The 3,605-nt window shown below is 58.8% G+C and carries 3 protein-coding genes; all 3 read right to left on the bottom strand.

Translation table 11 applies throughout. The annotated features are described in order from the left end of the window. Nucleotides 1-334: 334 nt before the first annotated feature. Entirely contained in the window at nucleotides 335-2,194 is a 1,860-nt protein-coding gene (locus ACOSYY_RS09655) for a hypothetical protein (RefSeq protein ID WP_421662060.1), read from the bottom strand. 174 nt (nucleotides 2,195-2,368) lie between these two features. After that, a complete protein-coding gene (locus tag ACOSYY_RS09650; protein WP_421662059.1) occupies nucleotides 2,369-3,058 on the bottom strand; it encodes an HD-GYP domain-containing protein in 690 nt (229 codons plus the stop codon). Between the two features lie 108 nt (nucleotides 3,059-3,166). Next, nucleotides 3,167-3,605 (bottom strand): Aq_1264-related membrane protein (locus ACOSYY_RS09645; RefSeq protein ID WP_421662058.1); only part of this gene is annotated, 439 nt, incomplete at its 5' end.

Below are 3,605 nucleotides of genomic sequence, written 5' to 3'. Positions count from 1 at the left end.
ATGCAGGTGCTCACGGGAGATCTCGTGCCCGTGCTGAAAAGGCAAAGAGGAGCAAGTCGTTGAATGTTCGTCATATCTACCAATGAAGGCGTGCCTGCCGGCCTGCCAGCAGAAGTAGGATCGAGTGTTCCAATGAATGTTCGGATAGTTGAAGGATGGATCCATCGTATGAATTCGCCTATCTTCAGGCCGTTTGCTGTCAGAAAAATAAGGCGGGGGGCCCCAGGAGGACTGAGGGCCCCCGCCCGTGAAGTGGGAGGTCATGGCTCCCACTCCGTTGCCGGCGCGTGGAGAGCGCCGGCTGGTCGTTTCAGTCGGTGTTTATCCTCCGTGGCTATTCATAATCTTCGTTCAGTGATCTGAGAAACGCTGCGAGCGGCGTGACATCCTGATCGGTCAAGCGAATGCCGCCAAGTTCCCGGTCTCCATTGCGCAGTCGATCGCTGCGCAGGAAGGCCGAAGATTCGCGATAAAAGTTGACGATCTGTTCCAGCGTATCAAATTGCCCGTTGTGCATGTAGGGAGCTGAGTGTCCCAGGTCGCGCAGTCCGGGTGTTTTGAAGACGGCGATGCTGGCCGGCAATAGGGTCTGCGCGCTACATCGTCCGGCGAACGGCGCGCTATCGATGACATGATCGAATGCCTCGTCTGTCTGTCCCGGGAGGAGGCTCAGATTCGATAAGCCGGTGCTGAGGGTCTCCGCGCAGAGAATGCGCCGGATTCGGCGTTGGGAAGCGGGGAAATCGGGATTGGCAAACACGTTCCACACGCCGAGGTCGGTCACACCGGGATGGCCGGCCGATGGGATCTTCCGGAAGGGCTCCAGGGCATGGGGATGCTGCTCGGTAGCCGGAAGATACTGGTCGTGGGCGGCATTCCGTTCGCGGAGGTCCGGGATTCTGAGTTGCGCGAACGATCCTGCCCCGTGAATCCGGTCATATTCCACTTGGGTTGTCCCGGTATTATGCACACGGAAATCTGTGAAGGTCGGCGCCTGATGGCAGGCGATGCAATTCCCGACTTTTCCGCGCGCTGTCGCGGCGGATGCATCTAAGCCATGGCGCGCCTCTGTGAAAAATATTTTCAAGCCGCGTAATTCCTCAGTTCCGAACGCGAACGGTTGATCGTGAAATTGGAACCTCCCGTCTTCAGTCGCGGGGTTCTGCCGGACGAAGTTCAGGTGCCGGTGATGTTTCCGGTGTTTCTTGTGCGGATTGCGGGACACCCAGGACAGACTGTTGCCGGATTCCAACCGTTCGATCGACGCGAGCAGCCGCCGGCTATACTCCAATGCGGTTTCCCTGGGAGCCGGTTTTCTGGGGAGGCCGTTCTTTTCCAGGAACACGTCGTAGGGAGAAAGATTGAAGGCGCCGCTTTCATCCTGTGAAAACACCAGGCCTTCGGTATAGGCCGCGACCAGGTTCGCCACGGCGTGGAAAATGTCCGTGTCCGATGCGGTTGCCACGTTCAGACGGAATGCTTCAGGAAGGCGAAACTCTTCGGGAATCGAGGGGTCTGCTCCTCTCAGAATGACCGCGTACGGTAGGCCGCCGAAATCCTGAGCCAGGCCTCCCGTTCCATCGTCTTCCCGGACAATGCGGGCCACATGCGCGATGGCCTGCGCCCGTTCGCCCGGCAGCCAGCCGAAATTACGCCCTGTAAAGGTGGCTTCGACCAGCCCCGCCGTGGTCGGGAACTCGGCATCGAAATGTAGCAGGAGGCCGCCGCTGCGCGGAAGCGTCGCGTTCACCAACGAAGGCGAGTTGCGCGGGGCGGTGGTCGCCCCGTCTGCGCGGGCCGGAACCGGACTGCGCCGGGCAAAATCAGCATAGGTCCGCATCGTGCCGCCTGCCGTCTCGACGTGCTCATCGACCAAATGACAGGCCCGGCAATTCATGGACAGGCCTGCGAACGGACCGGGCAGCGGTTCACCGACGGTGACCGTCTTGTCCATAACCGGATCGCCGGCCGGCAGCGGATCATTTACCCCTGCGCCGCTCGCGAGGAATTGCTGAAAGAACTGAGCGAAACGTGTTTCAAGAAACAGCCGCTCGCCGATGGTAATTTCCGGCGGATCGCCTGCCGCTTCCTGGGCCCGGGCAACAGGGCTTGTCACTCCTATGCCTATGAGTAAGCAGAGTGTGGCCGCGACGAGGAGAGGCCCGCGGGTCGTTCGATGGTTCGAGTGCATCATGACAAACCTCCTTGGTGGTACAGGCTGAGAATTTCCTCAGAAAACCGAACCGGCCTCCGTTTACGATGATTTTGGAAGGCGGGGGGCCCCAGGAGGACTGAGGGCCCCCGCCTGTGAAGTGGGAGGTCATGGCTCCCACTCCGTTGCCGGCGCGTGGAGAGCGCCGGCTGGTCCTTATTCGATTCGTCTCACGCAATCGGCTGTGTCTTTGTTCCCCCGACATTCCATTAAAGTCGCCACGATGGCCGGATCAAATTGTGTGCCGGCGGCCACCTGAAGAATGCGCGCTGCGATGACGTCGCGCGTGTCTTCATCGGTGACCTCGGGGACGTCGATCGCGTCGTACGCATCCGCTACCGAGAGGATGCGTGCACCTAACGGAATGAACGATCCTCTGATGCCGTAGGGATATCCGCTGCCGTCCCACCGCTCGTGATGATGGGCGATGAGAATCGCCGCCTCCCGCAGGAAGGCATAGGGTTCTAAGAGCGAGGCGCCGATCCGGCAGTGGTTCTGAATGGCCACGTAGGCATCTGGCTCAAGAAATGCGATGTTTTCTGTGAGACGAGGCGGAAGCATCAAAAGCCCAATATCGTGCAGATACGCTGCGAGCTTGAGGGAATGCAGCGCATCGGCGGTGAGGCCCACAGCTCGTCCGATCATTAATGCGACGGTGGCAGCGCGCCGTCCGTGACCTGCTTGCGAGGGGAGTGCGCGATCGATCTCTTTGGTCACCTGACGAACCAGAATGCTTTCGACATCCCGGCGGGAGCCTGCAGGAAGGCGAAGCCGGTCGATCTTTTGCAGCTTTTGTTGAACGCCAACGATGCCGGGATGGATCTGATCACGATTCTCGATTTGCATGGGCATCCTTCCTCAAAAACCACAAAGCCCAAGACCACTCTCGTGATCTTGGGCTCTGGGTGAAAAACCTCTGGCCTTACTGGCTTGTCAAAACTGCTATGAAGCGGGTTAGGTCTCCTCGGACCGTTTCCCGCCCATCAGGGGCTGCTTAAGAATCCACATCTCATGCAGGGGAATCCACATCATGATCAAAAAAGTCACCATCATCAGCGTATCACCGGTCAGCATGGTCAGAACAAAGACGGGTGACACGTAGCTGATCAGCCAGGGAGACACCAAATCCAGGCCGACGCCGGCAAATGACAGCCAGGTCATCCATACTTTCACGGCCTGGCTGGTGCTCGTTAAATACAGGACGTGAACCAGAATCATGAACACGACCGGCATGGTGAAGAGGTGAAAGTGTGTCACCTCAGCCAGTTCCCGGAACGACATCGGCTCGCCGAAGGTCGCATCCGACCCCCTGTAATGTTCCGCAATGCCCTGTGGTGACAAGCTGGTCATGCTGTGAGCCCAAAAGAACGAGAACAAAAACCCGATCAGCATC

The organism is Nitrospira sp. BLG_2 (genome assembly GCF_049222245.1).
This window is presented reverse-complemented; position numbering and strand designations above follow the sequence as displayed.